Origin of the sequence: Pseudoteredinibacter isoporae, from assembly GCF_040372805.1 — a bacterium.
GTDB lineage: Bacteria > Pseudomonadota > Gammaproteobacteria > Pseudomonadales > Cellvibrionaceae > Pseudoteredinibacter > Pseudoteredinibacter isoporae_A.
Genome location: NZ_BAABWJ010000005.1, coordinates 48,470 through 71,383, shown reverse-complemented (window position 1 = coordinate 71,383; position 22,914 = coordinate 48,470). Strand labels below are relative to the sequence as shown.

The 22,914-nt window shown below is 48.5% G+C and carries 24 protein-coding genes; 8 read left to right on the top strand and 16 right to left on the bottom strand.

Annotated features, from left to right (window positions below; all coding sequences use genetic code 11):
* Positions 1–16 precede the first annotated feature (16 nt).
* The 5 genes from ABWW03_RS11625 to ABWW03_RS11605 form a co-directional block, all read right to left on the bottom strand.
* Entirely contained in the window at positions 17–1,324 is a 1,308-nt protein-coding gene (locus tag ABWW03_RS11625) for an O-antigen ligase family protein (RefSeq protein WP_353408505.1), read from the bottom strand.
* On the bottom strand, positions 1,279–2,649 hold the full coding sequence (locus ABWW03_RS11620; RefSeq protein ID WP_353408504.1) for a hypothetical protein: 1,371 nt from the start codon (positions 2,647–2,649) through the stop codon (positions 1,279–1,281). Before ABWW03_RS11620 ends, ABWW03_RS11625 begins: the two co-directional genes overlap by 46 nt.
* Before the next feature lie 18 nt (positions 2,650–2,667).
* The gene (locus tag ABWW03_RS11615) at positions 2,668–3,852 is read right to left on the bottom strand and encodes a polysaccharide biosynthesis/export family protein (RefSeq protein WP_353408503.1); all 1,185 of its coding nucleotides are present in this window, start codon (positions 3,850–3,852) and stop codon (positions 2,668–2,670) included.
* A 181-nt stretch (positions 3,853–4,033) separates the two neighbouring features.
* Positions 4,034–4,960: a sensor histidine kinase gene (locus ABWW03_RS11610; protein ID WP_353408502.1), complete on the bottom strand. Its 927-nt coding sequence runs from the start codon at positions 4,958–4,960 to the stop codon at positions 4,034–4,036.
* Positions 4,953–5,501, bottom strand: coding sequence for a heme NO-binding domain-containing protein (locus ABWW03_RS11605; protein WP_353408501.1), 549 nt, complete (start codon positions 5,499–5,501; stop codon positions 4,953–4,955). Before ABWW03_RS11605 ends, ABWW03_RS11610 begins: the two co-directional genes overlap by 8 nt.
* A 122-nt stretch (positions 5,502–5,623) precedes the next feature.
* Here ABWW03_RS11605 and ABWW03_RS11600 point away from each other — a divergent pair, with 122 nt between their 5' ends.
* Complete coding sequence (locus ABWW03_RS11600) at positions 5,624–6,958, top strand: HD domain-containing phosphohydrolase (protein WP_353408500.1); 1,335 nt, start codon at positions 5,624–5,626, stop codon at positions 6,956–6,958.
* Positions 6,959–6,968: 10 nt separating this feature from the next.
* Here ABWW03_RS11600 and ABWW03_RS11595 read toward each other — a convergent pair whose 3' ends face one another.
* From ABWW03_RS11595 to hpaE, 7 genes are all read right to left on the bottom strand, one after another.
* Entirely contained in the window at positions 6,969–7,937 is a 969-nt protein-coding gene (locus ABWW03_RS11595; protein WP_353408499.1) for a sensor domain-containing diguanylate cyclase, read from the bottom strand.
* 552 nt (positions 7,938–8,489) lie between these two features.
* Positions 8,490–9,284 carry an HpcH/HpaI aldolase/citrate lyase family protein gene (locus tag ABWW03_RS11590; RefSeq protein WP_353408498.1) on the bottom strand — a complete coding sequence of 265 codons (795 nt, stop codon included), beginning with the start codon at positions 9,282–9,284 and terminating at the stop codon, positions 8,490–8,492.
* A 24-nt stretch (positions 9,285–9,308) separates the two neighbouring features.
* The gene (gene hpaH / locus ABWW03_RS11585) at positions 9,309–10,109 is read right to left on the bottom strand and encodes a 2-oxo-hept-4-ene-1,7-dioate hydratase (protein WP_353408497.1); all 801 of its coding nucleotides are present in this window, start codon (positions 10,107–10,109) and stop codon (positions 9,309–9,311) included.
* 65 nt (positions 10,110–10,174) lie between these two features.
* Positions 10,175–10,570, bottom strand: coding sequence for a 5-carboxymethyl-2-hydroxymuconate Delta-isomerase (locus tag ABWW03_RS11580; protein WP_353408496.1), 396 nt, complete (start codon positions 10,568–10,570; stop codon positions 10,175–10,177).
* Between the two features lie 89 nt (positions 10,571–10,659).
* On the bottom strand, positions 10,660–11,520 hold the full coding sequence (hpaD, locus tag ABWW03_RS11575; RefSeq protein WP_353408495.1) for a 3,4-dihydroxyphenylacetate 2,3-dioxygenase: 861 nt from the start codon (positions 11,518–11,520) through the stop codon (positions 10,660–10,662).
* Between the two features lie 16 nt (positions 11,521–11,536).
* Complete coding sequence (locus ABWW03_RS11570; protein WP_353408494.1) at positions 11,537–12,583, bottom strand: hypothetical protein; 1,047 nt, start codon at positions 12,581–12,583, stop codon at positions 11,537–11,539.
* A 48-nt stretch (positions 12,584–12,631) separates the two neighbouring features.
* Entirely contained in the window at positions 12,632–14,149 is a 1,518-nt protein-coding gene (hpaE, locus tag ABWW03_RS11565) for a 5-carboxymethyl-2-hydroxymuconate semialdehyde dehydrogenase (RefSeq protein ID WP_353408493.1), read from the bottom strand.
* A gap of 178 nt (positions 14,150–14,327) precedes the next feature.
* Between hpaE and ABWW03_RS11560 the strand changes: the two genes are divergently transcribed.
* From ABWW03_RS11560 to ABWW03_RS11545, 4 genes are all read left to right on the top strand, one after another.
* On the top strand, positions 14,328–15,188 hold the full coding sequence (locus tag ABWW03_RS11560) for a fumarylacetoacetate hydrolase family protein (protein WP_353408492.1): 861 nt from the start codon (positions 14,328–14,330) through the stop codon (positions 15,186–15,188).
* 37 nt (positions 15,189–15,225) lie between these two features.
* Positions 15,226–15,675, top strand: a complete 450-nt coding sequence (gene hpaR, locus ABWW03_RS11555) for a homoprotocatechuate degradation operon regulator HpaR (protein WP_353408491.1) — start codon at positions 15,226–15,228, stop codon at positions 15,673–15,675.
* Positions 15,676–15,813: 138 nt separating this feature from the next.
* On the top strand, positions 15,814–16,098 hold the full coding sequence (locus tag ABWW03_RS11550; RefSeq protein WP_353408490.1) for a hypothetical protein: 285 nt from the start codon (positions 15,814–15,816) through the stop codon (positions 16,096–16,098).
* A 171-nt stretch (positions 16,099–16,269) separates the two neighbouring features.
* The gene (locus ABWW03_RS11545) at positions 16,270–16,824 is read left to right on the top strand and encodes a CBS domain-containing protein (protein ID WP_353408489.1); all 555 of its coding nucleotides are present in this window, start codon (positions 16,270–16,272) and stop codon (positions 16,822–16,824) included.
* Between the two features lie 74 nt (positions 16,825–16,898).
* Here ABWW03_RS11545 and ABWW03_RS11540 read toward each other — a convergent pair whose 3' ends face one another.
* Positions 16,899–17,336 carry a DoxX family protein gene (locus tag ABWW03_RS11540; RefSeq protein ID WP_353408488.1) on the bottom strand — a complete coding sequence of 146 codons (438 nt, stop codon included), beginning with the start codon at positions 17,334–17,336 and terminating at the stop codon, positions 16,899–16,901.
* A 320-nt stretch (positions 17,337–17,656) separates the two neighbouring features.
* Here ABWW03_RS11540 and ABWW03_RS11535 point away from each other — a divergent pair, with 320 nt between their 5' ends.
* Positions 17,657–18,436, top strand: a complete 780-nt coding sequence (locus tag ABWW03_RS11535; RefSeq protein ID WP_353408486.1) for a CPBP family intramembrane glutamic endopeptidase — start codon at positions 17,657–17,659, stop codon at positions 18,434–18,436.
* A 50-nt stretch (positions 18,437–18,486) separates the two neighbouring features.
* On the opposite strand, the gene ABWW03_RS11530 is transcribed toward ABWW03_RS11535, so the two are convergent.
* The gene (locus ABWW03_RS11530; RefSeq protein WP_353408485.1) at positions 18,487–19,419 is read right to left on the bottom strand and encodes a hypothetical protein; all 933 of its coding nucleotides are present in this window, start codon (positions 19,417–19,419) and stop codon (positions 18,487–18,489) included.
* A gap of 370 nt (positions 19,420–19,789) precedes the next feature.
* Here ABWW03_RS11530 and ABWW03_RS11525 point away from each other — a divergent pair, with 370 nt between their 5' ends.
* Together ABWW03_RS11525 and ABWW03_RS11520 are read left to right on the top strand one after the other, a co-directional pair.
* Entirely contained in the window at positions 19,790–20,461 is a 672-nt protein-coding gene (locus ABWW03_RS11525) for a DUF5694 domain-containing protein (RefSeq protein ID WP_353408696.1), read from the top strand.
* 405 nt (positions 20,462–20,866) lie between these two features.
* Positions 20,867–21,904, top strand: a complete 1,038-nt coding sequence (locus tag ABWW03_RS11520; RefSeq protein WP_353408484.1) for a GGDEF domain-containing protein — start codon at positions 20,867–20,869, stop codon at positions 21,902–21,904.
* 107 nt (positions 21,905–22,011) lie between these two features.
* Here the strand turns inward: ABWW03_RS11520 and ABWW03_RS11515 are convergent, their stop codons facing one another.
* Positions 22,012–22,509, bottom strand: a complete 498-nt coding sequence (locus ABWW03_RS11515) for an SRPBCC family protein (protein WP_353408483.1) — start codon at positions 22,507–22,509, stop codon at positions 22,012–22,014.
* A complete protein-coding gene (locus ABWW03_RS11510; protein WP_353408482.1) occupies positions 22,506–22,847 on the bottom strand; it encodes an ArsR/SmtB family transcription factor in 342 nt (113 codons plus the stop codon). The genes ABWW03_RS11515 and ABWW03_RS11510 overlap by 4 nt, the downstream gene beginning before the upstream one ends.
* Positions 22,848–22,914: the final 67 nt, after the last annotated feature.

The following is a 22,914-nucleotide window of genomic DNA, read 5'->3' as shown; positions in this document are numbered from 1 at the left end:
GTGCGAGTGAGAATGATTACTTTGCAATTTGCAAGTGGCCTTGGGCCTCAGTCTTTGTAATTTGCGATAGAAACTCGCGCCTCGGGTTTAAACAGGCGCCAATCCAGAGTAAAGCGGGCCAAATCAAATAAGCCAGGATCTCGAGGTTCTCAGTGAAGCTGTATACACAAAGGATGACCACCAGAGCAAAGCCGGTCGCGATATCGGGGTGGGCGTTAGCCCGCCAGAACAAGTACAAAAGGCTGAGCACCAGAGGGGTTGCGAAAGCTAAAAGTCCAATCAAGCCTTTGACATAGAGAAGCCCGTACCAGCTATGGTGAGAGCCAATCGGCATGAATTCCACGCTTTTAGGGCCTGCGATAACGATCCCATGTCCGAACAGATACGCATCAGATTCCCAACTTTGCAGGGCAATCTGTGCCAGTTCTGCGCGCACTCGAGTGGAATCGGGCCGCGAGTTTTTAATGTTGTCCATGGTGCTGTTGAGAAGTTCTAAAACGTCAGCGGAAAACAGAATCATCACTGGCACTGTTGCGCCCAGTAATAGGTAAACCCATCGTTGGTTCGTTAGTCGTGAAAAATAATACACGGGGAAAATGAGCAACAACAGTAACCAAGCCACCCTGGACTGGCAGAGAATGATCATGAGTGCGCAGGATGCGATGCCGAGGCCGCGCATAAGCCAATGCTGCTCACGGGCGCACATCATGAGCATCAACGTCGCAACCAAGCCAGCCGCCGGGGCCCACGGCGCATAAAAAAACCAGCGCGGCCAACCGGTTTCGGGATTAATGCCATACAAGCGCACGTCAAAAAATTCCGGACCACCACCGCCCATAAATTGAAGCGGAGAAATAAACAGGCTTTGGGGTAAAGAGAGCGCGTAGGCGAAAATCGAGATAAAGGCGTACGCCGCCCCCATGCAGGCAACCCAGCAACAGGCACGGCTTATTCGTGATAGTGTGAGGGGCAGAATCGAACCGAGAAATATAAACAGCGCGAATAGGGCCCATCCCTTTGCCCAACCAAAGCTCGACTTAATGGTTTTTCCAGCCCCGAGTTCCCAGTCGATGTGGGCGTACCACAAGCACAGCAACATCAAACCCATTGCCAAGATCCAGAGACATGACAATGGGGAAGTTCGAAAATAGACAGCGTTACCTTCGACCAAACTGCGCAAGCACACCAGAGCCAATAAAACCCAAGCGATCATGGAACCGAGCACATACAACAATCCCCCCAAATAGGCAGGCCAGGTCGCTATCAGTGCGATCAGGATTACTCTTTCTTCAACAAGAAGCGGATGATTGCTTGTCTTTGCCATATCACCAGCCCCCCTGTGTTGAGTAAGAGCAGGCCTACAATCACGGCCAGAATGGCGATAAGCGGGCTGGGGCTAATAGGTTTGATAGCGGTACTGGGTGCAGCCAGTAACTGAACAATTGGGTAGGACGCATAGATGTCGGTTTGGTTCAGTTCCAGGCGTGCAGCGGCTGAGTTATATACAGCTTCGGCGCGTTGCTGTTCACGTTGCAAACGTTCAAGTTCCGAGGCTTCTCGGGTCAACAGGCGCAGTTCATCTTCAAGGCGTAAATGTGCCAATTCCAACTGAGATAACTCTGCGTTCAAACCTTCCAGTTCGGCATTGTCCTGCAATAGTTTGGCAAACAGTGTGGCCAGTTGCTGACTGGTGCCCAAGTTAGTGTTTTGCAAAATTTCGGCTGAGTATTCTCCGGCAATTTCTTCACTGCGCTTACGAATATTGGCACGAGCTGTTGTATAACGCTGCTGTACTGAACGCATTTTGGGGTGGTTTTTCCCGAATTTCGCGCGGTGTTCATTGTATTCGACCGAAACGATAGAAAGCTCTTCCAGATACACATTAAAACGAATATCAGACTGTAAATTAAGGGCTCTTGCGGCCAAGAAGGGAGAGATCCCCAGATCTTTGCTGAGACGGTCGACTTCAAACTGCATGCGTTTTGCCTGGGCTTGAAGATTGGTCTTTTTGGAACGCACTTCAGCCAGGAGACTCATTTGCTCGTCCATCATTTTTTTGTCGACCAGCATGGCTTGTTGTTGGAAGTTCAACAGCAGCTGACGGCTCTCGTTTAAGGAACGCAGCTGTTGAGAAAGAGCCTTGCGTGTACTGGCCTGGCGGCGATCAAGCTCATCTTCACGCAATTCGGATAGGCGCTCCTGTAACGCTGAGAAATAGGCCCAGGACAATTCCTGGCTATGATCGGCCAGCGTAGAGCGCACAGAAATGTCTATGATCGACGTTTGCTGAACCAGTTTCACCTTGGGGGCGGGTGGTAATTCGGCGAGATTGAGTTGACGCTTTACCTTATTGGCAACATCCGTACTCTGCAAAATAGATTTGTAGTTTGCGCGAGGATTAAATTGCTGGCTGAACGGTGATGTGGAACTGGAACTGACTTGGCCCACGTTTTCCAGCTTGACGTTGCTGCTGCCCGCCTTGCCCGGCAACAGAACCGACATCTCACTTTCAAACACCGGTGCTTTCATCATGTACAAGCCAGCAAAGACGATCGGCAGCAGATTAAGCAGCAGAAAATACAGCAGCGTCAAAGCGCGCGTATGACGCGTTGACGCGGATTTTTTATGCTGTGTTTCTCTGCAGTTCATGGGGTTCTCACTTTCCCGTTATAGCAACTTGATCGGAGACAAAATATCCAGCAGTGATCGAGCCAGCGATCGCGCATTGCTGATGTCCGAGTCGTAACAGGCTATGGCATCATTCGGCATGAGATAGGGGTTCAGAATATCTCGGTCCGGATGGCGTAACAGTTCCTCGATGGAGCGTTCAATGACTTGCGTTCTACCCGTAAAGGGGTTGCGCGTGGCAAGAATAATTTTGCGAGAAGCATTGCTTAAACTGGCACCGCCCATGCAGTTTGCTGAGGCGGCCGCGTGCAATAAGCGCGAGCCATAGGGCAGGTTACTGCTGAAACTACCGATGGCAGCATTGGAATTGTTGGACGCGGTTTCGCTTAAGTTAGACAGAAATACGCGCATTCCTTTAGGGGTAATCATGCTGGGGCGAATCAAGTATTCCTGCAAGCATCCAGTGCTGGGTACCCAAACGCTGTCACCGGCGAGCAGAGGGATGTCTTCATATGAATCCCCACTCACAATCCCGGCAACATTCACGCTGTATGTCCAGCCATCACGTTTGAGTTGAACATTGCTCAAGTCGGCATCGGGACGCACGCCCGACGCTGCGCGCAGAGCTTCGGACAAATAACGCAGTGGCGCATAATCGCCACGCGCCAGCAACGCGCTTTCAGTGACGCTGTCTTTGGATTTTTTGTTGATTCGGACTCGGCCAGGCTCAAAAACCGAACCTTGTACAGTGATGTCGATCGCCGCCCACTGCAATACCCGCACATCTAGCATGAGCGCATGAGCTTTGTAGATGCCTTCCTTGATCAGGGCGAGCTCCAGCTTCTGGGCCAATTGCTGGGTGTTCTGACCGGCGGCCAACACCGGAGGAAGCATCGCCAGGTGCAGGTAGCCATCATCCGCGATAATGAAGTGTCCCGAGAGCGCTTTATCGATGCCAATGTCTATCTCCAGCAAGTCACCGGGGCCTAAGACGGGTGACAAGGGAAGAGGGCGGCGGTCAAGATTTTTGGCGTTCTGTTGGCGAGCGACGCACTGGGGTTCAGGTCCAAATTGGCCATTGGGAATGTCCACTTGGCTTCCGTACATGAAATGACGCTGATCGGTATCACGGCTGTTGTCAGGCAGGCCTAAACCATGGTGCTGGGTACAAGCGCTGAGAAATAGCAGTGAAGCGGCTGCTGTCAGGAGGGTGTTGAGATTCATGTAAGGCTCCGTTGGCGATTTATCGGTTCCATTTGCCAGACCGGTAGCAAGTTTTGTGCCATAGAGACAGAAAACCTACAAGCTGTTGTTTTTACTGATAATTTTTTTGGGGCTTACATCACCCTTGCAGAACGAGAGGCACGGGTTTCGCATTTTGCAATGGAAAATAGGAGCCTTGGGATCAGGGCTCCTCGGGCATATCCCGCTCGATTGGAAGGCGGATGTGGAATTCAGTGCCTTTTCCCTCTTCACTGTTAACTTCGACTGTACCCTCCAGGTTTTCAATGATTCCGTAGGACACCGACAATCCCAAGCCAGTACCTTTTCCTACTTCTTTAGAGGTGTAAAAAGGGGTGAAAATCTTGTCGAGGTTCTTCTCCGGAATGCCTTTACCGTTATCTTTGACCTTATAGTGAATGTGGCCATCTTCAACGAAACTGTGTATCGAAATCAGACCATTTTCCTTAATGGCATCGGCTGCGTTGATGATCAGATTGATAAAAACCTGGCTGAGCTCATTTAAATTACACATGATTGGTGGCAAATCCGCCAGATCCGTGTGAACCTCGCAGTGGTACTTCACTTTATTGTTGGTGATGCGTATCGCGGAAAGAACGGCTTCATTGGAGTTGGCCATATTGAATTCTTTCGATTTCGATCGGGCAAAGGACTTCAGGTCAGCGACGATAGTTTGCACCCGCTCAACCCCTTCTTTTAATTCCTTGAATATGGCCTCAGAGTCGCCGGCGATAAATTTCAGTTTTTCCAGGCGCGCACGATTGATGTCGACCGCCTGGCCACTATCCGTATCAGGAAGGTGCTGCTGGTAGAAATGAAAGTAGCGTTCCAGAGTGCCAATATTACTTTTAATAAACGCCAAAGGGTTGTTGATTTCGTGGGCGACGCCCGCAGACAGGGTACCGAGCGCAACCAGCTTTTCGGTTTTGACCATTTCTCTCTGCTGGCGCTTCAGCTGGGCATTCGCAGCTTCTAACTTTTGATTGGCTTCATAGATATCGCGAGCCTTGGTTTCCAGCAGGGACTCGGCTTGCTGTCTTGCCTGGCGTTCTCGGGCTAAGGTTTTTTTATAGAGTTCTAGCTCATCCATTACCCATAGAAACCCTTAACTCACAATGATCCGAGCCCTCGTGCATGCAGACGGGGTGCTCAAGCGTCATATCGGTCCCAAAATGCTCAGCCGCCGCTTCAATCAAACCGACGGACAGGTGACACAGTTTTCGTGGGGAGCGGTAATACATTATCAGCTGATTACGGTCATCGACATTGTAATCAAAGTCAGGTGTGGAGGCGTTGGGGTAAAGCTTATTCACTTCGATATGAATAACGGAATCCACGGAAACCAGGAAGTCGAATAGATTGTCATGATCGCTGATAAACTTGGGGTAGTTTTTCTTGAAAAAAGTCCACAGATAATGGCCGAAGAGGCGTATCAACTCGGGCACGGGGACATTCAGTAACTCGGACGCGGCTACAACCAGGCCGACCAACTCATCGTCGTCGTACTGCGCAGTAGCCACATAAATACCTCCGGACGCGGGTTGCGCGGCATCAAGGATATTTTGCCAGGTTGCCAATCCGTAATTTTCTTCGACCATTTCGGCCAAATTAGTAAATACTACTCCCTTCATAGCACAGCCTCCGTGTTGCGACGCCTTAAGTGTATGACGAATACCATAAATAGCAAACAGGATGGCGAAGTTTCCTATTCCGTTTATACTAAGGTCATGAAATCCAAAGAGAATTTCGAGGCATGGATACCGAAAAAGACAATTTAGGCGCAGTTGCAGAGATTTCGCTGCCGGCAATTCAGATTATGATTGTCGATGATGAAGAAGCCATTCTGAATAGCTTGCAACGCTTGCTGTTCGACATGGATTGCGACATTCGAACATCCTCCTGTGCGCACAAGGCACTTGAAATGCTTTCTGAGCAAGCCGCTGATATCGTAATCTCGGATATGCGCATGCCTGGCATGGATGGGGCGGAGTTTCTCAGCGAGGTGGCGAATGGTTGGCCAGACTCGGAACGGATTCTGCTAACCGGCTACTCAGACCTGGAATCCACTATTGGGGCGATCAATAAGGGTAAGATCAATTTTTATATGGAAAAGCCCTGGGATGATGACCGATTACGGCGCATTATCAGCAAGGGTATTGAGATCACTCACAATAAACAACGCACAGCCATACTGGAACGTACCGTTCTGGAGCAAAACGAACAATTAAAAGCACTGAACGACGATTTGGAAGCGAAGGTGCAAGCCCGCAGCAAGGCCTTGGTCGAAAGCAATGAAAAGCTGCAAATTTCCGTTAGCAAGATTAAGCAAAGCTATCAGCAAACAACCCAGTTGTTCTCCAGTTTAATTGAACAGCGAATGGGGCAAAGCTTGATGAGCAAGCAGAACCTGATGTTGTTATTAAAGCGTATGGCGGAGAAGTCTGGCCTTGACGATGCCGAAACCAAATCCCTGATTTACGCAGGAATTTTCAGAAACCTTGGGAAAGTCGGCTTTCCCGATACATTGATCAAAACACCGTATTTGGAACTTGATGTTCAGCAGCAGCGAATGTTTCAAACGCACATCAGCGTGGCAGAGAGTATGATGAGCAGTATGCCACCGTTAAAAGGTGCGGCCCGGATTCTATCGCAGAGAGAAGAACATCTGGATGGCAGTGGCTATCCCCTCGGTATCAATGCCAGCGAAATAGGAACATCCTCTAAAATTCTCTGTGCCGTATCCGATTTGCTTCTTTATTGTCAGGGCTTAATTGTGCCTAATGAGTTGGCCATTGATGAAGCGTTGGGCAAGCTCAAGGAATTATCCGGTCAGTATTACGATCCGGTAGTGGTTGAGCACTTGTGTTCATTGGAAACCGAACTTGGGATGCTTTTGAGGCAAGCCGCTGATAAATTTCTCAGCCTGGATGAGGTCGGTGTTGGCATGGTTCTGCAGAGGGATTTAGTGGCGAGTAATGGCTCGATATTATTGGCTGAAGGTTGTGAGCTGGATAGTGAAATGATTACTCGCTTGCGCAAGCTGGAAAGGCAAATGCGTGAAAACTTTAAAGTTTACGTTAAGGAATAGACAGGTCAGTTTATTCACTTTCCAAGTAAAAACAAAACGACTGAGTGTAGCTGCGTTTAGCAAAATACATGGCTTCGTCGGCATAGCGCACAAGCTCACTCAGGGTTCGGGCCTGTTCACTCGATGCGATGCCTATACTGATCTTGCAGCCCCGCAGTGATCGCCGCTTGATCTTTTCAATTAATCTTTCTGCCAAAATGTGGGCAGCCTGTTTGTCTCCGCTCATATAAAGGACAAACTCATCTCCGCCAATTCTGGCCAACAAATCTGAATCTCGACACTCGCTTTTTAAAATATTGGCAAACAGGCAGAGTACTTTATCGCCTTCCTGATGACCGAATTGATCGTTTACAGTTTTGAAGTCGTTGAGGTCTATAAACAACAGCTTGGAAGGGGTGTGTTCACGTTTCAATCTGGCCCACATGGTCTCACCAAATTCGTAAAACGCTTTACGATTATAAACTCCGGTTAAGTAATCATGGGTGGCTTGGTGAGCAATGATCTCCTGATGTTTTTTCATCTCGGTAATGTCTTTGCTGATGCCAATAAGACCGACAACATTGCCGTCATCATCAAAAACCGGATTCTTGGTGGTACAAACCCAGCCTAGTTCGCCGTCGAGATTGAAGTAGGGTTCTTCGTGTTGACCGAGGGTTTCACCATTTTTGATGACGCCTTTTTCGTGTTCAAAATAGACCTTGGCGTGTTCTTCTGGAAAAATATCAAAATCATCTTTGCCGACGAGTTCCTGCCAACTCGAGTGGCCGCTCAGCCGAGCAAAGGCATCGCTGGCGAACATAAATTTATGATGGGCATCTTTTATATAGACAAAGACATCGGTGATTTTCAGAAGAGCTTCAAGCACGTGCTTATATCGAAGAGCCTGATATAACACGCGTTCCAAGTCGCTATTGTTTTGGCCTAATTTAAGTTTGGCGTCGTTGCCAAATCCAAGAGACCAGTCTTGAAGCTTAGTCATGCAAGCCTCTTACTCATCCAACAGTATCAGGGATTTACTTTAGTTATCCCTATTTAAGAATACAAGAAATAATTCATTCTGGTACTAAATGCAGAAGAAAGTAGTACTTTATTGCGAAGTTTGCATGAAAATCAGTTCAAGGGACGAGTCTGGCAATGCTGATATTCAGCGGTCATTCAGCCTAATTTGGGTTTGCTTGAATTTTGATCAGGTGATGGAATTGAAAAAATCAGGCGAGTGCTTTCAGCAACTGTCTTACGACTGTCCTCAGTTCCAAGCCTTCATCACGTAAGTTCAGGCGCTTTGATCCTGTGTTTCCGGCTCTTTTAAAACCAAAACCCCCAACGATAAGGATTCAACCCGATAGTGTTGTCCACAGGGCGTGCAGTGAAAGAAGTGCACATTTTTTTCAATCGCAACTTGTGTCAGGCCGTTCAATAGCAGCTCTAATTCATCTGGGTGTTGAGGTTCAAAGCAATAGGGGTAGTTTTTACAGTTACAGGTATACATAAGCGAAGCCGATGGTATCGGGATCTGTTTGTAAAGACGGAGTCAGTAACCTGCCGTTGGGCCAGCGTCCTGATCACAGAAATCTTCGGCAAGTGCTCGCACCGATTGTGCTAGGAGTGCCGCATCGACTCCCACACCGATAAAGTCGACACCACACTTTTGGTAGTGTCTGGCCATATCCTGTGAAACCGACAGCAAGCCACAAGCTTTTCCTGAAGCCTTGATTTTGTGAATCGCCGAATCAATGGCCGCTCGAACGGTGGGGTGGTCAGCTTGACCAATAAAACCAAGAGACGCCGATAAATCCGAGGGTCCGATGAACACGCCTTCAATTCCTTCGACACTGAGTAATGCATCAAGGTTTTCCAGCCCGGTCCGCGTTTCAACTTGAATAATCAAACACACATTATCATTAGCTTGCGTGACATAATTCGAAATTCCGTTCCAACGAGCCGCTCTCGCCATGGATGTGCCCAGGCCTCGAATTCCTTGTGGGGGATAACGCATGGCCTCAGCGAGAGCCTGGGCCTGCTCTACGTGTTCAACCATTGGAATCAAAAGTGTCTGGCAACCGAGGTCCAGTAATTGTTTAATGTTACTGCTGCTGCCTTCGGCCGGTCTTACCAGAGCGGCGCTGCGGTAGGGCGATAGGGCCTGGAGATGTTGTTGAATATCCTGCAAAGAATAGGGCGCGTGCTCCGCGTCAATTAACAACCAGTCAAAGCCTGCGGTTGCGGAAATCTCGGCGCAGATCGGGTTGGGTAAACCAAGCCACAAACCAAACTGACATTCTCCGCTGTTGAGGCGATTTTTAAAGTGATTTTCCTGCAGCAACATGTCGATACTCCTGAAGAATAAAGCCTATACAAAATGGCAAGCGATGCTGCCCAGTGGACCGTAGTCAGCGTGAATGGTGTCGCCGGCGCTGACGGGAATGGGGGCGGTAAACGAGCCCGACAAAATGATTTGTCCCGGCTTGAGCGAAACGCCGTGAGGCGCAAATCGTTTGGCCACCCAGCTCACACCATTTGCCGGATGATTCAACACCGCCGCTGCCAAACCGGTTTCTTCCAGTAAGCCGTTGAGATACAACATGCCACCGCACCAACGCAGATCGGTGGCGTCCGGTTTGATCGGGCGACCGCCCATGATGATGCCCGCATTTCCAGCATTATCGGCAATGGTGTCGCGAACTGTCCGTTTATACTGGTTTTCGGGGTGGATACGGTGGCTGCGCGCCGCGATGATTTCCAACGCCGGTACCACATAATCTGTGGCATTAAGCACATCAAACACCGACACGTTTTCTCCGGACAATTCTTCTTTCAAGATAAAGGCCAGTTCCATTTCCAGGCGTGGATCACAAAATTGACTGACATCAATATCAGAACCGTCCGCGAACACCATGTCGTCCAGCAGAACGCCGTAGTCGGGCTCGTTGATGTTCAGTGCTTTCTGCATAGCTCGTGAGGTATAACCAATTTTGTATCCGACAACGTTACGGCCATCAGCAATTTTTTTATTTACCCATTGCTGTTGAATCGCGTAGCTATCATTGATGTCCATGTCTGGAAATCGGAGGGTGATTGGATCGATTGCTTGCCGCTTACGCTCGGCGTGGTACAAATCTTCCGCGGCCTGTTGAATGTCGTCTGATTGCATAGTCTACTCGTTGATTAAATCTAGAATCCGTTAGCGCTTGTTTTTAAAAATCCAGTGCCCGTTTTCTACGGTTGTTTTTCCGACAGATAAGCACGCAAATTATTCTGATTGAATTTCAGGGTTTCTGGTAGTTCGTTCATTTCGAAAGAAATGGCGAGGCCGCGCTGCTGATAGCAGTCGTCTAACGATTGGCTTAGTGCCTGGAAGATAGCATCAGCTGCGGTTTGCTTCTCTTCGTCGGTACGCCCTGGGCCCAGGCGGACCTCAAGGTGTACAAAGGCAAAGCTCGAATCCCCATCGGCAACGCGATAGTCATTGCAGGGGTGGGCACGGCTGCGCAGTCCGGCCAGCGGAAAGAGCCCGGTACCGATGGCCGCATTGTGTAGGTTTTGGAACAACTCATCGAGTTTGAGCTCGTTTGCGCTGAGATTTTTTGAGTATTCAAGGATAAAATGCGCCATTACACTGTAATCTCCTTTGCGTGTCGACGGTCTTTTTCACAAGGCTTGTACGACAATTTTTCTATGACAATCTTTCTATGACACTGTCTCTACGACAAAACTTCAACAGGGAAAACCGCATTTAGCTGCCCAGTCCCTGAACTTCCGAAGTAAGGGGTGACGATATCGACTTTACCTCGGTACTGATCCCAACCCAGAAGGCCGAGCAGCATGGCGGTGTCGTGCATAAAACCTTCGCCGTGGCATTTTTCGGCATACTCCGGCAGCATCTGAGTAAATTTATCCCATTCACCGTTTTCCCACATTTTGATCACCTCACGATCGGTGGTTTCGAGAAATTCAGACCACACTTTAAAAAGGTATTCCTCTGATACGCCATTTTGCGCAAACCGATGAGAGAGAGAGCCTGAGGCCAGAACGGCTACTTTGCCATCGTAGTGCTGTTCAATGGCTTCTCGGAAGGCTCGTCCCAGACGACGGCTGTCGTCCAGATTATGAACCTGGCACATGGCTGATACCGACACCACTTTGAAATGATCGTCGTCGTTCATATAGCGCATAGGAACCAGAGTGCCGTATTCCAATGGCAAACTGGTATCGCTGTGCGCACGAGTGTGTATCCCGGCTTCGGTTGCGGCTTCAGCCAGAAGATGGCCGAGCTCAGGATTACCACGATACTGGTAGGGTAGATTTTTAATAAAATGTGGCAATTCATTACTGGTGTACACGCCAGCGAATGCTTCCGCACAATTAATGTGATAGCCCGCGTTGACCAGCCAATGAGTATCGAACACCAGAATGGTATCAACACCTGCCGCTCTGCAGCGCTTGGCGATTTCTTTGTGGCCATTGATGGCCGCTTCACGACAGCCTTTGTTGGGCCCATCCATCTCGGACAGATACATCGAGGGTACATGCGTTATCTTTGCGGCAAGGGCAACTTGTCCCATGGGTATGCTCCTGATATTAATTCGATGTGTCTATGTCGTTTGACTGTGAGCGTAGTGGCCACAGATTAAAGAAATCCGACATAACGACAATAAGTGGAAAGGTGATTGCCAGCATGGCGTTTGCTAACCATAACTCCAATTGATAGTCCATAGGACCTGCGCTGATTTCAGGGTTCAGCAGCTGCGCAACACATTGATATATCAGTTGCATGACTATGGCCAGCACCACAGCAGATAAAGCGAGCACAATGCCTCGGAGAGGTTGTGGCCTCTCGGAAAAAACGGAGTTCTCAAGCATGTTAAGCAATATGAACGCGCCAAAAATAAAACTCACGGGGCCTCGCACCATATAAACCACAGGATCGATCTTGACGATATACACACAAAGATAGAATACAAGGCCGGCGAGTAAAAGTATCCAGACGCTATTAGCCGATGCGGCCGAAAACCCTTCCCATTGGTAGTTGGAAAGAGGGTAGAAGTCCATTAACAAGCACAACATAATCACCGCTACCGTTGTCACTAAAAATGCTAAGGCGGGCCATGCTGCGAAGAGGCCTTTGGGGTCCAGGCTTTCAATATAGATGGGAGCTAATGACAAAAACTCATAATTGAACGCAAGCTTAAATACTAAATACGCTAGTAAATACGCGGAACCGAGAATAATAATGCCTAAAGGAATTGGGGATGAGACAAATGCTGCAAAGGGCCAGGCGTTCCAGGCGACCATTAACCAGAAGGTCGCGATAACGGTAACGATTGTCAACATCATGAGCTGGGGTGTCGGTCCCATGCCCTGGCCGGCAACAAAGTGCAACAACGATCCAAAAACCACACCACCCAAAAGGCTGATGATCGTTTGACTGAGGCCTTTGGCAAGTGGACTCATCTTGTCAAACAAGGGCGCCCAAACAAACGCTGTAATGATTTGTGTCGGTATGCAGGCCATTACGGCAAACGATAAATCACCCATAAAAAACGAATGCTCGTTTATCGAAATAATGCCCAGCGCTAACATGACGACACAAGCGGTACTGATTACGCCGAGTAAAGGTTGTTTCATATATCTGCCTTTTGATACTTGTCAGTAGTGGTAAGACCCAGCGCCCATTTATGCACCCAGAACCGGTACGGTGTGAGTGCCGTGTGCGATACAGACGTTTTTGGTTTCCATATAGAAGTCGAAACTGTAGTCACCGCCATCTCGACCAATGCCCGACATCTTGATGCCGCCAAAAGGGGATGGCAGATTGCGATTGTTTTCGGAATTTACCCAGAGCATTCCGGCCTCGACCGCACGGGCCATGCGCATGGCGCGACCGCTGTTATTGGTCCAGATATAAGCGGATAAGCCATAGTCGGTATCGTTTGCCAGAGCGATGGCTTCTTCTTCGGTGTCGAATCCAATGCTGGTCAAAACCGGGCCAAAGATTTCCTCGCGAGCAATACGCATTTGATTGTTCGCTTCCGTGAACAGCGTAGGGCTTACATAGTTACCGTTACCCAAATCCTTGCGGGCTGTGCCGCCGGCCCGCACGGTTGCACCATCCTCTTTGGCGATGTCCATATAAGACATTACCTTCTCGTAATGCCCTTTGTGCACGAGAGGGCCAACTTCGGTGTTCGGGTCCAATGGGTGGCCTACGGTGAGGTGCTTAACGCGAGCTTCCAGGGCATCAAGGAAACGCGCTTTAATGCTGTTTTGAACCAACAAGCGGCTTGAAGAGGTGCAGCGCTGACCATTCAAGCTGTAAATCATAAATACAACGGCATCGAGGGCCCGATCAAAATCGGCATCATCGAAAACAATCACTGGGTTTTTGCCGCCGAGTTCAAAATGGACACGCTTAAGTGTGTCGGCTCCCTGGCGCATAATGTGGCTGCCGGTGGCGCTTTCTCCCACCAGAGCAACTGCTCGAATTGCCGGGTGTTCACTCAATCGCTTACCCACGGTTTCGCCGAATCCATTGACGGTATTCCAAACCCCATCGGGTAGCCCGGCTTCATGGGCAATTTCCGCCAGCAGCATTGCACTCAGGGGGGTTAACTCAGCAGGTTTGTGAACGATGGTACAGCCGGATGCCAGAGCTGGGGCGATCTTCCAGGTCGCCAGCATGAAGGGCGTATTCCACGGAGTGATTATCCCAACGGGGCCGATGGGGCTGCGCAGGGTGTAGTTGGTGTGTTCGGCCTGATGAAGTGCCAGACCATTCTGCGCCTCCGGGGCTTTGTCCGCAAAGAATCGGAAGTTCGCAGCACCACGAATTGCCGCCTGCTTCATAAAACGAATGGCCTGGCCGCAATCTGAGGATTCAACCAAGGCAATCTCCTCGGCTCGGGCCTCGATCAAGTCGGCAAAGTGGTTCAACAACTTCTTGCGTTCCTGGCCGGGCATATCCCGCCAGGCAGGGAAGGCGTCCTCGGCGGCTGTGCAGGCAGCGTCCATATCTTCCACGCGTCCTGCGACCACCCTGCCAAGGCTTTCATTGTTGATAGGGCTGAGGTTGTCGTAAGTCTCGGCGTTACCATTAGCCACCATTTGACCATTGATAAAATGGCCGGTGGTGCTCTGAAGGAACCGCTGCAAGTAGTGCTCGGCGGTTTCTTTGTTGTGGGAGAAACTGGACATATAGCCTCCAAAAAACGTCTGAAATGTCTATGTTTTTAAGTTAACATGTTAATTAATATTTTGGCAATAGATTATTTTTAATCCATTTTTTAACCGTTTTCATTATTTTTCTCTGTCTTTTGATTTTAAATAGACTTAACATGTTAATTATATTGGGTGTTTCAAAGTTGGAGGCGTTATGCGATTTATCAGTTTTAAGACCGATGCCGGGGAATCCTGGGGGGTATTACAGGATGACGGGGTTGTTGATGTAGGGGGGAAATTGGGCGGAACCCTATTCAGCATCCTACGAGAAGGGCGTCTTGAGGAAGCGAAAGAGTGTGCCGCAGGGAGTCGAATTGACTTCAAAGAGGCCGATGTTGAGTTACTTCAACCGATTCTTACCCCTGAAAAAATTGCCTGTATTGGTGTCAACTACGCCAATCGCAATGCGGAATACAAAGACGGTTCTGAGCAACCCAAGTTTCCAAGCCTGTTTATGCGTACCAGTGATTCGTTTACCGCACATGACCAGCCCCTGTGGCGACCGCCCGAATCGGAGCAGCTGGATTACGAAGGCGAAATTGTGATTGTGATTGGCAAGGAAGGCCGGCGTATCCCTGAGGAAAAGGCCTATGAGCACATTGCAGGCCTAAGTGTTATGAATGAAGGCACCCTAAGGGACTGGGTGCGCCATGCCAAGTTTAATGTGACTCAAGGGAAAAATTTTATCAATTCGGGCAGTATTGGTCCTTGGATGGTCAGTGCAGATGAATTCACCGCTGAGCAGTATGAAAACATGCGCGTGCGCACTTGGGTTAACGGCGAGTTACGCCAGGATGACACGACCGCTAGTATGATGTTCCCATTTAAATATATCATTAGCTATCTGTCCAAGTTCTACCACCTGAAACCGGGCGATGTCATCGCTACCGGAACGCCAAATGGCGCAGGCGCCCGCTTTGATCCTCCGAAATACTTACAGCCTGGAGATGAGATTAAAGTTGAGGTGGACGGGGTAGGTACTTTGATCAATGGGGTGATCGACGAGCCCCTGTAGCCGGCCAGGCCAAACTGGCACCAGTAACAGAGGTTTTATGTCCGACCATTTACGCAGTTTCGACCGCTCCCTGCCCATGTCCCTACTGCGGGCGAGGGAAGCGGTGATGAAGAAGTTTATGCCTGCTTTAAAGGCGCACAACCTTTCTGCCCAGCAGTGGCGAGTCATACGGGCACTTGAAGCGGCGGGGGATATGGATATCTCAGAGTTGTCTGAGGCGTGCTATCTATTGATGCCGAGCTTGTCTCGAATTATTCAGAATCTCGAATCCCGGGGTATAGTGTTGCGCAAAAGCTCCAATAGCGATCAGCGCCGCTCCTTAATTTCTTTGACTGAGCCGGGGCACGAGATATTCACCGAAATTGCGCCAAAATCCAGTGAACGTTATGAGTTTATCAGTGAACGCTTTGGGCCTGGGAAACTGGAACTGCTGTATGAATTGCTGGAAGAGTTGGTCGAAAAAATTGAAGAAGGCGACGCAGGCTGAATGAAGCCCTTGAGCTTTACCTTCCTTTATACCGCCATCTCGAACCAAGTGGCGCTCATTGTGTCAGAATAATGAAGGCTGGCTGTATAGAAATATGGCTAGTCCACGAAAAACATATGATTGGGTAGTGAGTTTACCGTGACTGTGTACCGGATTCTTCTGTATATCTGCTTGTTGTTGGCGATCAGCTCTGTATCCCTTGCGGAGTCGTTGAAACCCGCTCATTCCGCAGAAATCAGTATCGAAGAATGGCTGGAATGCAGTGAAAGTGAAGACAGCCATGAGTTTGACGAGGCACCACTTTGGCACTCGCTGCTCACCACCACGCCCACACCGAATAGACCCACGCGCGCGCCAGTTTCCTCAAGTGTTCTCTCTTTTGCGCTTTCCTATCCAATTCGGGCGCCGCCTGAGCTGTCTTAGGTTTCCGTTCTAACACCGATTTTCCTTCCATGGAGCGTCGAGTGTTTCCATCAAAATACTTTGACAGTCAGCCACCACACGCGGGTGGCCCCAATACCGACCCACAGAGCCGAATCTGAAACAGTATTCAGTGTATGAACCGGCAGGTGGGCGTTGATAAAGAGGTACGCTATGAAAAAACTCACTCTTAACCCAGCTGTTAGAAATCTTGGATTGGCCGAGCCCGAGCGCTTGTCCGGTCTTACCCGGCAGTCAGCCGCTCTCGAATTCTTCACAGATTTTACTCAAGTACAGCCCTTGCTTATTGAATCGTCCACCTCAGCCGTTGAAGCTCAACGGCTGATGCAACAAGCCCATGTGCGTTTGAAGCTTGTTATCGATCGGGAGGGCGCTTTTCAGGGAGTGGTAAGCCTCGATGATCTTAAGGATCGGAAAATTGTGCAAAAAGTGTCCGAAGGAATAGGGCGTGATGATATTTCTGTCCGAGACTTAATGACGCCCGTTAAAGATCTTTTCACCCTGGACTTTGGTGAAGTGGCCGAATCCACCATCTCCGATGTCATCGAGTTACTGAAAGACTACGGCCAGCAGCACATTCTGGTCGTGGATCAGCACATGCACCAAGTGCGAGGTATCTTCTCGGCCAGTGATATATCGAGAAAGCTCCACCTGCCCATCGATATTCAATCGACGTCAAACTTCTTTAAGGTGTTTGCGCATATGTAATGCGGCGTCGGAGCGGTGACTCACGAAAAAAATGCAGCCACCGCTCCCGTTTGATGCCTGTCGGCCATTCTAATTTACGTTTCAGACGCGACCGATGAATCAGATTTTAAGATATTGGAAAGGCTGAAGGCGCGTTTGCAGCTGGCGCCAGCCAAAACCAGCAGGCCGGCCAGGATGCCCAGGTTTTTAATAAAGTTTTGCAATTCGTGGCGAGCTTCGAGCCCCTCGAAATTCCAAAAATCGTGCAACATGAAGTTTACCAGAACGATGTAGACCACAAACCCAAGGGCCACTAGGCGGACATGACGATTCGTGGCCAGAAGCAGAGCGCCGATCACATTGGCGAGCCCGGCTATGATCAACATAAGTTCCGGTGCGGGCACGGCATGGCGGTTCATCAGTCCCAGATGCATTTCGAATTGAGCAAATTTCATTACACCTGGTAATAGAAAATACAAGGCCAGAAGAAGCCGGCCGGAGACCAATAAGGCGTTGGAATTTGGAGTAGGCATACAATTCTCTTCTTTATCGTTATTTACACAGCCCAAGAACAATACAGGCCTTAAGAGCGCCTTTCAATACAGCACGGTTAGCGATGTACATTGCTCGGCCGAGGAGGGCAGTGCTGGGCCTTTTATGACGCATTTATGTCACTTATCGCGTGTATTAAGCGGCATGCGGATTCCGTATCGAATAATGACAAGCCGAACTTGCCTCCCCGTGTCTAATTTCCTCGTCTAAGCATGTGAGTTCAAAAGAACTTGATTCGCTCTTGGAGGGCGTCACTTTTCAAATGACGTTTGAGTTTGGAACACAATATTTGGGGGAAACTATGCAGTCTAAGTTCTGGGGGCCAATTGGTATATTTACAGTAACGTTTATATCGGTGCTGTTGCTAAGGGAATACAGCTATCATCAACTCTTTGCCCAAGGTATTACAGACTATTCCATTCATACCAGCATTGGCATCATGGCCAATATACTGATTGTTGCCATTTCCTATTGGCTCATCAAAGCGAATGACTTGTTTGCTATTGCGGGGTTAAAGGGCAAAAAAACGGAAAAGTGGTATTTGCTGCTGTTTCCTCTGGTGTACCTCGTGTCTTTGAATCTGCTGATTGCCGATGAACCGAGTGCAGACACTTTATTCAGTCAAACTGCGTTATTTATTGTGTATTGCTTGTCTATCGGCTTTGCGGAAGAACTGAGTATTCGGGGTTTCTTACAGTCTTACTTTGTTAAGTACTTTGGGGGCAGTAAAAAGGGTGTGTTGATGTCCATTCTGCTTGCTTCTTTATTCTTTGGTGTGGTCCATTTGATTAAGTTTGACAGCGGGCTTTATGGGGAAATTGCACAACTGTTTTACGCAAGCTTTATTGGGCTCATGTTTGGTATTCTTCTGATTGTTTGCAAACGAATTTACCCTTTGATCATTGTGCATGCATTGATCGATTTTTTTGCCGACATTGGGGAAGTAGGATTACCTGTCCAGCAAACCGTCGCGGACCCGGTGTCGATGGAGAATGCGCTGTTGATCGTTATTTTGACCCTGCCATGTCTGATCTACGCGCTTATACTGATGTATCGATATCGGTATGAAGCCATCGAATAGGGGCTAGTGAATAAAAATGGGGCTATCTGTAGCCCCATTTTTGAAAGAGCCTATTCCCCAAGACCGATCAAGACGATGTTCTTTCTTCCTCCTTCGAAATCAGGGTGTTTCAATCGAATGGAAGCATCGAGCTGATAAATAAATTTCAGGTGATCAATGACATTGCTGTGTATCGTAAGAAAGGTGTAGTAGGAGCCTTCTTCCCTTCCATTATCGCAGTTATAGTCACCGTTACTATGCAATCCTTTATGAAAATTAAAGGTCACATCACCGTTTAGGGTGCATTCTCCGAGTTCTGGGTCGTTCAGGGTCATTGAGAAGGCCGTTTCACTCACATCATAACTCACCTCAACTTGATTCATGTCGGTGGCGGGCTTGCCGGTGTGTTTATAAGTACGTTGTATCCCGAGGAAGGTTCGGTTAATACCTTCAAGGGTTTGTTGCTTGCTAAAATCAGGGTTCCCTTTGAGAAGGCCTCCGGCGACAAAGTTCTGCAGCGTCTCGACCCAGTAGAGTGACAGCTGGTCTCCAGGTTCAGGAAATCCATGCACCACCGCATCGCCCTTCAATCCACGAGCGTATTCAACGTTTTCCCCTGCAATACGTGTAGTGAAAAAGGTGCGTGTCTCCAGAGTTTCTCCATCCGCAATTACTCGAAGAGTGTGAACGCCGTCTTCGAAGGCTCCGTAGTTGACTAATAGTGAAAAACCCGTGCTGCTGTGTCCACACACTTCGGCCGTGTCTTCTCTCAGTGTGCCTGTCCCTGCTTGCCCAAAAGATTTTCCGTCAATGTAAATTTCGATGTCATTCGATGTGCAATGCCAGCCACTGATTGTGGATATGCCCGAGTTAGGTGAATTCAGTGCTGGGGTTTCTACAAAGCCTTTTGAAAAGCTGGAACTGCATACCAATGTGCATACCAAAAACGTCAATGTTCCTAGATGGAACCGTCTACCATTCGTCTCAAATATTTTTTTAATCATGTTGCCTCCGTGTTGCTCGCTATGGTTGTTGGTGAAATTACATAATGTGGGAATTTTGCTGGCTTGCAATGGCGTTGATCGTTGTAATTCTGCCGGTGGTCGGCCGTGGTCGCTCAACAGCGCTCTGATAAGTTGTCTTTTTGAAGCGTGTTTGCATCTCGACTCACAACTTTATCGTCTAAGGACTTGTTCGCTGGAAGCCAGTCTGAACGACTCACAGAGAAGAGTAAAATAGAGGAGAATCAAAAACGTGAAGCAGTTAATAGTCGGCACCTTGATGTTTGTGTGCACTCATTGTTCTTTTGCCAGCAATCAGGCGGAAATATTACCGTTTGGCGTTTTTCATTTTGAAAACCCCGGCTTGGACAAAGTGAAAGCTAAAGTTATCGATGTGTCGGAAAGAAAAAATCAAACTTATTTGGAAGAGTTGTCGTTACGTATAGCAGAGGGCTTTAAGCCAACACAAGTACTGATTGAATGTCGTAAAGACCAAAGCGTGAACGTGAACGAGGCTTATCAGCGTTATCTGATTGACCAGCATACTCTCACGATAAATGAAAATGAGCAGCTTGGTTTTCGAGTGGCGAAAAAGGCTTCTTTAAAAGAAGTTATCTGTTACGACGAGCGGGAAATCAGCTGGCAATCCACAGCGGTCTTTTCAGAAATCCCCAACACTTCGCCAGAAGTGGGTAAGGAGGTGGAGAATATGATTAAGAGCCTAACCATGGAGATCAATGAGCTTCATAAAACAGAAACTTTGAAAGGCATTCTCCGGTACTGCAACGACTCGGAGACGGAAGAACAAAACAAGTCTCTGTATTTGCTTTTGAATGAAGTTGGGGCGTTTGCTGGATATTCAGGTGCCGATTCCACAGCCAGCTGGTGGCATAGAAATTTCAGAATGTACGCCAATATTCAAAAATACGCACAAAAAGGGAATAGGGTGATGGTTATCGGAGGCGTTGGCCATACTTCTATCATTAAGGATTTGATTCGACTGGACAGCAAGCGCACCGAAGTTAAGGCTGAATCGTTTCTTTGACTGAAGCCTAATGACGAGCAGTGGGCCTTAATTCGAATGCTAATTGGCATGCCGCTTGTTAGCTGAAATTCAAAAGTTAGGCGTTCAGTCGGCATTCAGTTTTGCCTGGCCGCTGACGGGTGGCACCCCATATTAAGGCGCGTATGTCGACCAAAAAATGGCGATAGAATTTGATGTCTGCGCACAGGGGGCCATCCGGCAGTTGATTGTCGGATTCCTGTATGAAATGATCTATACTTTGATATGAACAGAGTTGGTGCGGGCTGCAATACCAACTTGGAGAGGTAAGGTAATTTATGACGTAGCAGGCTCGGAATAGCCTTCGACTCATTTTCTTTGTAGGTAATCGGCGTATCTGGAAACGCTGATCGCCCATTGTAGTAATTGTGCGAAGTATTTCCCTCTATGTATCAATTTGAATTGTCAAAATGGAATTCTGCTCAGGCGTTTCAGAGAGAAAACCGATTCAAGATTCGCGTCTGGTTGTTCATTATTACAATTTGTTGTTGTGTTTATACCCCTCTCACGCTGATTAACTATGCGTCTGGTCTTTACGTTATCTGCGCATTCAATGTCGCGTTTATCGTAAGCCTTCTGACCACCGGGACGTTTGTCTATCTCACCAAAGAAGAGCCGCCGGCTTTGGTCGTCCTCATTACGCTCGTGACCCTGGTTTTTTCGGCCACCATTCCAATCTACTTTATGGGAATTACTGGGGCGTTATGGTGCCACCCTATTATTGCTGCGGTATTCTTCGTGTTGCCCTGGCGAGTGGCATTTTTCACAAATACGGCGATTTTTTCGTTTGCCTGTGCTTTCTGCATTATGGTTCTTGAGCCCAAACTGTCTATCCGGATTATCACTTCATTGGTGGCGACCTACTTGTTGGTTGGCTTCTTTTCAGCGCGAATCCGACGAATTCAAAGGCAGCTTCGAGAAGCCTCAAATGTTGACCCGATGACTGGTGCCTATAATCGACGCTTGCTGCCTGACATGTTGCAGGACAGTTTTTCAAAGCTGAAATACGATCAGGAAAGTTCGGTGATTGCCGTCTTTGATCTGGATTACTTCAAGCATATTAATGACAACAGGGGGCATGCAGCCGGTGATCTGGCCATCATTGAAATGGTGGAAGAGATCAAAAGCAATACGCGAAACGTTGACAATGTTTATCGCCTGGGGGGCGATGAGATCTTGTTGCACCTCAGAGATATTGGTGAAGCGGAGGGCTATCGTTTGGTGAGTAAGCTGGTCGTTATCCTGGGTAACAATGAGGTAATTGGGACCAGCAGCAGCGCGGGGCTTGCCAGTTTATCCTCCGATATCAATGGTGTGGATGAGTGGCTGCACCGGGCAGACGTTGCGCTATACAAAGCCAAGGAATATGGTCGCAACCGTGTGGTGGCTTGGCGGCCGGAGTTGGAATCCATGACACTTCAATAGGCGGCTTCACGCTTTCATTATAAAGGGTCAAGAAATATAGACTCGCAGAACACTTTAGGCAAAATATCGTTCCCACGAGCTCTCATGGCAAGTGGGAACGGGATCAATTACCTCGCGAGATGTGCGGCTAACAGCTCAAAGCTGCGAGCCCAACCACCGGCACCCTGAGCATGGGAGGCTGTCCAGGCTTCCGCTTCTTCTGGGGTAGGATTGACAGGCTGCCAAATGAATTTCATGTGAGTGACGCCGTTATTTTCGCTTAACTGAATAATGGCTTCTATTTCCTTTGGCCAATTTGGCATTGGTGGTGGAAGAATGTCACCCTCTTCATTGGAACGATACTGCCGAAAGACGATGGTCGTGAACGGGTCAAGTTTTTGATACCGGGTGAGCAGCCACATGTCATGGCCGTTGGGCATCGTCATTTTGTGCAGAGAGGAACCGCCGGCTTTAATGTCGGCGGATACGTATTCGCAAACGACCTCGGCATTTGGGACCTGCCATTGGCACAAATGTTCGGCTTGCGTCCAGGCTTCATACACCAGCTGCATTGGCGCATTAAAGTCTCGCGTCATTACGGCCGGTTCTACTGAAATGTCAGTCATTGATTATCTCCTTTATTTTGTAACTGATTCAGGTAGGCATCGAGTTGATCGAATTGTTGATTCCAATACTTCTCAAATTGTTTGATCCAAAGTTGGATAGGCTGTAATTCTTGCGCATTGACACGGTAAATACGCTGGCGTCCTTCTCTTCGTTCTGAAACCAGGCCCGCGGCTTTTAAAACGCCCAAGTGCTTGGAAACGACAGGCTGGTTCCACTGGGTCGTCTCAACCAGCTCGCCAACGTTCATTTCGTTGCCAATCAGCACTTCGATGAGCTGGCGACGCTTGGGCTCCGCAATCGCGGTAAAGGTGTCATAAGTGTTGGCTGTCTTTGGCATGAGCTAATTATATTCCTATATGGGAATGTGTAAAGCTATCAATGTAAAATTTCAAATAATCAATATA

Coding starts and splice junctions, on each gene's coding strand:
- ABWW03_RS11625 (WP_353408505.1), bottom strand. CDS start 1,324: ATGGCAAAGACAAGCAATCATCCGCTTCTTGTTGAAGAAAGAGTAATC.
- ABWW03_RS11620 (WP_353408504.1), bottom strand. CDS start 2,649: ATGAACTGCAGAGAAACACAGCATAAAAAATCCGCGTCAACGCGTCAT.
- ABWW03_RS11615 (WP_353408503.1), bottom strand. CDS start 3,852: ATGAATCTCAACACCCTCCTGACAGCAGCCGCTTCACTGCTATTTCTC.
- ABWW03_RS11610 (WP_353408502.1), bottom strand. CDS start 4,960: ATGGATGAGCTAGAACTCTATAAAAAAACCTTAGCCCGAGAACGCCAG.
- ABWW03_RS11605 (WP_353408501.1), bottom strand. CDS start 5,501: ATGAAGGGAGTAGTATTTACTAATTTGGCCGAAATGGTCGAAGAAAAT.
- ABWW03_RS11600 (WP_353408500.1), top strand. CDS start 5,624: ATGGATACCGAAAAAGACAATTTAGGCGCAGTTGCAGAGATTTCGCTG.
- ABWW03_RS11595 (WP_353408499.1), bottom strand. CDS start 7,937: ATGACTAAGCTTCAAGACTGGTCTCTTGGATTTGGCAACGACGCCAAA.
- ABWW03_RS11590 (WP_353408498.1), bottom strand. CDS start 9,284: ATGTTGCTGCAGGAAAATCACTTTAAAAATCGCCTCAACAGCGGAGAA.
- hpaH (WP_353408497.1), bottom strand. CDS start 10,109: ATGCAATCAGACGACATTCAACAGGCCGCGGAAGATTTGTACCACGCC.
- ABWW03_RS11580 (WP_353408496.1), bottom strand. CDS start 10,570: ATGGCGCATTTTATCCTTGAATACTCAAAAAATCTCAGCGCAAACGAG.
- hpaD (WP_353408495.1), bottom strand. CDS start 11,520: ATGGGACAAGTTGCCCTTGCCGCAAAGATAACGCATGTACCCTCGATG.
- ABWW03_RS11570 (WP_353408494.1), bottom strand. CDS start 12,583: ATGAAACAACCTTTACTCGGCGTAATCAGTACCGCTTGTGTCGTCATG.
- hpaE (WP_353408493.1), bottom strand. CDS start 14,149: ATGTCCAGTTTCTCCCACAACAAAGAAACCGCCGAGCACTACTTGCAG.
- ABWW03_RS11560 (WP_353408492.1), top strand. CDS start 14,328: ATGCGATTTATCAGTTTTAAGACCGATGCCGGGGAATCCTGGGGGGTA.
- hpaR (WP_353408491.1), top strand. CDS start 15,226: ATGTCCGACCATTTACGCAGTTTCGACCGCTCCCTGCCCATGTCCCTA.
- ABWW03_RS11545 (WP_353408489.1), top strand. CDS start 16,270: ATGAAAAAACTCACTCTTAACCCAGCTGTTAGAAATCTTGGATTGGCC.
- ABWW03_RS11540 (WP_353408488.1), bottom strand. CDS start 17,336: ATGCCTACTCCAAATTCCAACGCCTTATTGGTCTCCGGCCGGCTTCTT.
- ABWW03_RS11535 (WP_353408486.1), top strand. CDS start 17,657: ATGCAGTCTAAGTTCTGGGGGCCAATTGGTATATTTACAGTAACGTTT.
- ABWW03_RS11530 (WP_353408485.1), bottom strand. CDS start 19,419: ATGATTAAAAAAATATTTGAGACGAATGGTAGACGGTTCCATCTAGGA.
- ABWW03_RS11520 (WP_353408484.1), top strand. CDS start 20,867: ATGTATCAATTTGAATTGTCAAAATGGAATTCTGCTCAGGCGTTTCAG.
- ABWW03_RS11515 (WP_353408483.1), bottom strand. CDS start 22,509: ATGACTGACATTTCAGTAGAACCGGCCGTAATGACGCGAGACTTTAAT.
- ABWW03_RS11510 (WP_353408482.1), bottom strand. CDS start 22,847: ATGCCAAAGACAGCCAACACTTATGACACCTTTACCGCGATTGCGGAG.